Below are 6,360 nucleotides of genomic sequence, written 5' to 3'. Positions count from 1 at the left end.
CCGATTGTACCTACGTTTACGTGCGGTTTCGAACGTTCAAACTTTTCTTTTGCCATTTTAAAAATTCCTATAAAAGAAATTAAAGTCCGATCCTAGTGATCGGACCGAACTAAAATTACTTCACAGCGCGAGCTGCAATAATTGCATCTGCAACATGTTTAGCGGCTTCTGCGTACTTAGAAAACTCCATAGAGTACGACGCACGGCCTTGTGTTGCAGAACGAAGATCAGTGGCATAACCAAACATTTCCGAGAGCGGTACTTGAGCATTAATTTGCTTCATACCACCAAATGACTCTTCCATACCTTCGATTATACCGCGACGACGGTTAAGGTCGCCGACTACATCACCCATGTTTGCTTCAGGGGTAATGACTTCTACTTTCATGATAGGCTCAAGTAACGCTGGACTTGCGTCCATTGCTGCTTTTCTAAAGCCCATCGAACCTGCGATCTTGAATGCCATTTCGCTTGAATCGACATCGTGGAACGAGCCATCAAACAAAGTGACCTTCACGCCAAGAAGTGGATAACCAGCAAGGACACCTTGCTTCATCTGCTCTTGACAACCTTTGTCTACCGCAGGGATGAATTCCTTAGGAATAACCCCACCTACGATTTCATTAGCAAATTCGTAGATTGGTGCTTCGCTATCCGAGAAATCCATCGATTCCAGTTTAAGCCAAACGTGACCAAACTGACCACGACCACCAGATTGGCGAATGAATTTACCTTCCGCCTGCGCACTGCCGCGGATGGTTTCGCGGTATGCAACTTGAGGTTTACCCACGTTACATGCCACGTTAAATTCACGCTTCATACGATCGACAATGATTTCTAGGTGAAGTTCACCCATACCAGAGATAATCGTTTGCGCCGTTTCTGGGTCCGTTTCTACACGGAAAGACGGATCTTCAGCAGCTAGTTTAGCTAGTGCTATGCCCATCTTTTCTTGATCAGCGATGGTTTTTGGTTCTACCGCAACAGATATAACTGGATCTGGGAATTCCATGCGCTCAAGCGTGATGATGGCATCTTGGCTACACAAAGTGTCGCCCGTAGTCACATCTTTCAAGCCGATAGCAGCGGCGATATCGCCTGCACAGACTTCTTTGATCTCGTTACGGTGGTTAGCGTGCATTTGCACGATACGACCAAAACGTTCTTTCTTTGCTTTAACTGGATTATAAACTGCGTCACCCTGAGCAACAGTGCCCGAGTAAACACGGAAGAATGTGAGCGTACCAACAAACGGGTCTGTGGCGATTTTAAACGCCAACGCCGCAAATGGCGCATCATCGCTTGCTGGACGAGTTGCATCAGAGCCATCTTCAAGTACACCGTCGATTTCTTTAACTTCGGTCGGTGAAGGAAGATATTCAACTACAGCATCTAGTACTGCTTGAACACCTTTGTTCTTGAACGCACTGCCTACGGTCATTGGCACAATTTCATTGGCCAAAGTACGTTGACGAATTGCAGCTTTGATTTCCTCTTCGCTGAGTTCACCTTCTTCTAGATATTTTTCCATCAGTTCTTCAGAGGCTTCCGCCGCGCACTCAACTAAGTTGGCACGCCATTCGTCAGCTAACTCTTGAAGGTCTGCTGGGATCGCTTCATAAGTGAAAGTCATACCCTGGTCTTCTGCATTCCAGTTAATGGCTTTCATCTTGACGAGGTCGATCACACCTTTAAATTCATCTTCAGCACCGATAGGTATCTGAATTGGCACAGGGCTAGCGCCTAAACGCTTTTTAACCTGACCCACAACTGAGAAGAAGTTTGCACCGGTACGATCCATCTTATTGACGAAAATCATACGTGGCACTTCATACTTATTGGCTTGACGCCAAACCGTTTCAGTTTGTGGCTGTACACCTGATGAAGCACATAGCACCACAACCGCACCGTCGAGTACACGCAAAGAGCGCTCTACTTCGATAGTGAAGTCTACGTGTCCTGGAGTATCGATGATGTTGATACGATGCTCAGCGAACTGAGCATCCATACCTTTCCAGAAACACGTTGTCGCAGCAGAGGTGATAGTAATACCACGCTCTTGTTCCTGCTCCATCCAGTCCATAGTTGCAGCACCATCATGCACTTCACCAATCTTGTGAGAAAGGCCGGTGTAAAACAGAACACGTTCTGTCGTGGTGGTTTTGCCTGCATCTACGTGAGCGCAAATCCCGATATTGCGGTAGCGCTCAATAGGAGTTGTACGTGCCATAGTATCCTCTTAAAGGTTCTGGGCAGATTACCAACGGTAGTGAGCGAATGCTTTGTTCGCTTCAGCCATACGGTGAACGTCTTCACGTTTCTTAACCGCAGTGCCTTTGTTCTCAGCTGCATCTAGCATTTCTTGAGCAAGACGTAGGCCCATTGATTTCTCACCACGCTTACGCGCAGCTTCAACCAACCAACGCATGCCAAGCGCGTTACGACGCACTGGACGAACTTCAACTGGTACTTGGTAAGTAGAACCACCAACACGGCGAGATTTAACCTCTACCTGTGGGCGAACGTTATCAAGTGCCGATTCAAAGATTTCAAGGTGCGACTTGCCTGATTTCTCAGCAGCCACGTCTAACGCACCGTATACGATTTTTTCAGCAGTAGATTTCTTGCCGTCTAACATTACTACGTTAACGAATTTAGCAAGAAGTTCAGATCCGAACTTAGGATCTGGAAGAATTTTACGTTGACCTATTACGCGTCTTCTTGGCATTTTATATCTCCGGTATCTTCAGGTTCGTGCTCTACACGAATTCCCAAAACAAATTTTTACTACAAATGTTTAAGTGCTTGGCCTTACTAACGGAGTACCATTAGGCTTTAGGACGCTTCGCACCGTACTTAGAACGAGCTTGCTTACGCTTAGTCACGCCAGCACAGTCAAGTGCACCGCGAACAGTGTGGAAACGCACACCTGGTAAGTCTTTAACACGACCACCACGGATTAGGATAACACTGTGCTCTTGTAGGTTGTGGCCTTCACCACCGATGTATGAAGTTACTTCGAAGCCGTTAGTTAAACGCACACGCGCTACTTTACGTAGTGCAGAGTTTGGCTTCTTAGGTGTTGTGGTATATACACGAGTACATACACCACGCTTCTGAGGACAAGCTTTCAGAGCAGCAGAGTTGCTCTTAGTAACCTTGCTACGACGTGGCGTACGCACTAGCTGGTTAATAGTTGCCATTAAATAGCTCCTGATTAATTAATTACTACTGAAAAAATTTGAAATCGTTCCCACTTTACTTGGTAAGTTTTTTTACCGAATAAATGGGTGGCCGAATTTTAATGACCAAAGTTTAACCTGTCAACCAAAAGTGACCTCTAAGCAGCAAGATTATTGGTTCTAACAGAAAAGTGGCACAAGCTTAGCGACAAAATAAGTCAGTGCCATGACAAACTGTGCTTATCTATTTGACTCAAGGTATCTGGCGAACAGGTTAATTGGGCTAGAAATCAACCGTTAAATATAGACGCATGTCGACTGCTTGGATTTTGGTCGCATACTTACGAGCCACAGATCCTAACTTATCCATGCGGATCTTAAGTGTATCACATCCTGCTGAGATTGGATGACTATGAAGTTGAATATCCGGTTTTACCAAATAACTAGCACGCTCATAGCGTATGCCTTCATAGCTATCACTGGCGAGTAAAGTGTTATCACAGTATAAGCTGACAGTCATAGCAAAGTTAGACGAGTACCAAGCGGATTGGATTGCACCAGTATAATCAAAGTTCATCCGTTCAACACCTACAGTACCGTAGGTTGTGAGCTCCAATTCATACGCAGCAATTGCATACAGGTCTACGCCGTTTTCAGTCTTGTAATACTGCTTTATGGGCGTGAAATCCTGTAGCTTTAATTCCGTCATGTTGCCAATCACATAGGTAGGTAATGCAGCGCTCACTCCTGACCACAGTGTAGCCAGCAAGGGAAGCGCGTAATAATACTGTTTCATGGTTATGCTCCGAAAAACTAAGGCACCCATTGGTGCCTTAAATTGCTAATTTGCATCCAGAATTTTTACTTGGAACGCCAGATCTGTCACTTGGGTATAGAATTGGCGACTTAAGTGCCCTTCTTTATCTATACGCACTTTTAACTGCTGACATTTCCCATCTGTTTGCTGAATTACGTTGACGGTTGGCTTAGCTAAATAGCTTACGTTTTCATAGCGGATGCCAAAATCCATCTCTTCACCAATAAAAATGCTGGATGAAGTGCTTGGATCAAGACAGGTCACTGACAAAGTCGCTGCCATATTACCCGCAAACCACTTAGTCATTATGCTGCCGCCAACGTCAAAATTGAGCGGCTGTCCAAAGTCACCATCCACATCAATGATAGCCTCATACGCGACTATCGCTTGGGTAGTCGCGTAAGGGACTTTGATTGGCGTAAAATCCGGCAGTGCGAGTTCATAAACCGCCCCACCCACCTCAACACTGGTGGCATGCGCTGGCAGCACAAAAGCACATAACCCTAAGGCTAACAGCTTTTTCATAGTGCCACCTTGTAATGATTTACTGCGGAGTGTGAGGTCGAGTCACTAAAACTGAGCTGTCCATTAATCCCAGTTACGCTATGGCCTACTAAAGGTTGCACAGATAACAGTAAAGACTGACAAGAGCGCTTATTCAGCATCACCAACTGCTCAGCAAAGCGTAGTACATTCGCATCGTTACTGATCACTTCGTTAGTGAACTCAAGGCGATTTTCACGTTGTTGGTAAATCATTTTACCATCACAGCTAAGCGAAATTGCGGCTTCATGGAGCAATTGATAGTTTGTTACCGACTGTTCCACTCCCACACATGTACCGTCACGAACTACAGTGCAAGCCATGTTGCTGTCGCTCGTCAGTTGCGCCTGGCCACTCACGGCAACACTGAGTGCCAACACACTCGGCAGTTGCATATTGGACTCTAATAATTCAATTTCATAACTGGTGCCATTATTGTGCATCTGCTCCAGTGTGAACGCAAAGTTAAGCTCTGCCGCTTGAGTGGATGTCAGCCAACCCAGCGACATAACGACGAGTAGTGAACGCTTCATCATGATCACAGCCCTCCTTGCTGACTGCTATGCAGAGCGACTGTAAAATCAATCTGCTCTATTTTGGTATAAAACTGACGGCTTAACGCCCCCTCTTTCGCCAATTCGATTTTCAGTTGTTTACACTGCGACATCCCGTGGCGCAGTTCCGAAATCTGTGGCTTAGCTGGATAAGATTGCGCATCCAAACGCTTGCCATACACTTTGCTCGCCCCAGCGGCAATACCGCTACAGCTCATACGTGCTGTCATGGCAAAATTCGATGCAAACCACTTGGCGGTAATTTCGCCTTGCGCATCAAAAAACAGTGTGTCGCTGTCTGCGATGTTGACCACATCAACATAAGCCTCATAGCCCACTTCTACATCACGCCCAGCCCAACGCTGCAAGATAGGTTTGAAATCAGCCATGTTTAAAACTAACTGGCCTTGGTTTACAACCACTTGCTTAATCGGCTCAAGCGTATTTGCCTGACTGCTGGCACAAGCGAGTAGCGCCGTTAAAATTATTGCCTTAGTCACTATTTTTCTCCATTTCCTTATTTAGGTCTGATCCGATGGTTAAATTTAACTATAAAGTTTCCGACACGATCACACTCAGCTCCAAGTAGCTTGGCTCTATCGGTGTTTCAGGGAAGCTAAAGTGGATACTCATGTTAGTACAACTCCCGCCAGTAACCTGAGAGCGGGAAATATAAAACTTATTGCCACTATCAGTAGCAGAAAAACTCCCGCAACTTACAGTCAGCGTCATATTTTGTGCAGCGCGCCCTGCGATATCAAAGTGCAATTGCTGACCACTATCACCATAAACAGGAAGCTCCAATGAGTAGCCACTGTAAACAGAGGTTACCAACGGTGGCTGGCCCGGGCAGGTATCTACTCGGGTTTCAAATTCTGGGATAAAGTCACTTTTATTCGCACTGTACTTAGCACCACCGATGTAGATTAAATCACTACCCAGCGTGGCGATCCGCTCCCTTAATAATGCATACGCATCAATAGGAGTCGCATAGGCACATGGTTCGTCAGGTGGGGGCAAGCAAATATGATCGGGTGGGCAATCGCCATCACCAATGGTTACTTTATTAGGTTGCTGTATTGGCGATAGATTTACAGCTTGCGCCGCAGCAGCGCTCAAGTTCAAAAGTGCCGCAAGAGATACAACTAATGGATAATCCAATTTCATAATAAGTCCTTTAAAGATTAACAAGCTGGCACGGGCGCGCCAGCCATAAACCCAACAGCAATTAAATTGACTCGGAAATAGTGAGGTTCAAATCAAG

The 6,360-nt window shown here is 45.8% G+C and carries 8 protein-coding genes; all 8 read right to left on the bottom strand.

What is annotated here, in order from left to right:
• Positions 1-115: 115 nt before the first annotated feature.
• The 8 genes from fusA to ACFOEE_RS14475 all read right to left on the bottom strand — a co-directional run bounded on the left by fusA (position 116) and on the right by ACFOEE_RS14475 (position 6,263).
• Complete coding sequence (gene fusA / locus ACFOEE_RS14510) at positions 116-2,230, bottom strand: elongation factor G (protein WP_377125672.1); 2,115 nt, start codon at positions 2,228-2,230, stop codon at positions 116-118.
• A gap of 27 nt (positions 2,231-2,257) precedes the next feature.
• Positions 2,258-2,728 carry a 30S ribosomal protein S7 gene (gene rpsG / locus ACFOEE_RS14505; protein WP_377125669.1) on the bottom strand — a complete coding sequence of 157 codons (471 nt, stop codon included), beginning with the start codon at positions 2,726-2,728 and terminating at the stop codon, positions 2,258-2,260.
• Positions 2,729-2,828: 100 nt separating this feature from the next.
• Positions 2,829-3,203 (bottom strand): 30S ribosomal protein S12, encoded by a 375-nt coding sequence (rpsL, locus tag ACFOEE_RS14500; RefSeq protein WP_377125666.1) that lies wholly within the window; start codon positions 3,201-3,203, stop codon positions 2,829-2,831.
• 262 nt (positions 3,204-3,465) lie between these two features.
• Positions 3,466-3,978, bottom strand: a complete 513-nt coding sequence (locus tag ACFOEE_RS14495; protein WP_377125663.1) for a hypothetical protein — start codon at positions 3,976-3,978, stop codon at positions 3,466-3,468.
• 45 nt (positions 3,979-4,023) lie between these two features.
• On the bottom strand, positions 4,024-4,524 hold the full coding sequence (locus tag ACFOEE_RS14490) for a hypothetical protein (protein ID WP_377125660.1): 501 nt from the start codon (positions 4,522-4,524) through the stop codon (positions 4,024-4,026).
• Positions 4,521-5,078, bottom strand: a complete 558-nt coding sequence (locus tag ACFOEE_RS14485; protein WP_377125657.1) for a hypothetical protein — start codon at positions 5,076-5,078, stop codon at positions 4,521-4,523. Before ACFOEE_RS14485 ends, ACFOEE_RS14490 begins: the two co-directional genes overlap by 4 nt.
• A gap of 2 nt (positions 5,079-5,080) precedes the next feature.
• Positions 5,081-5,596: a hypothetical protein gene (locus ACFOEE_RS14480; RefSeq protein ID WP_377125655.1), complete on the bottom strand. Its 516-nt coding sequence runs from the start codon at positions 5,594-5,596 to the stop codon at positions 5,081-5,083.
• Between the two features lie 49 nt (positions 5,597-5,645).
• Entirely contained in the window at positions 5,646-6,263 is a 618-nt protein-coding gene (locus ACFOEE_RS14475; protein ID WP_377125652.1) for a hypothetical protein, read from the bottom strand.
• Positions 6,264-6,360: the final 97 nt, after the last annotated feature.

The organism is Pseudoalteromonas fenneropenaei (assembly GCF_042643375.1).
Taxonomy (GTDB): Bacteria; Pseudomonadota; Gammaproteobacteria; order Enterobacterales; family Alteromonadaceae; genus Pseudoalteromonas; species Pseudoalteromonas fenneropenaei.
Note: the sequence above shows the minus strand (reverse complement) of the source record. Positions and strands in the feature narration are given on the sequence as shown.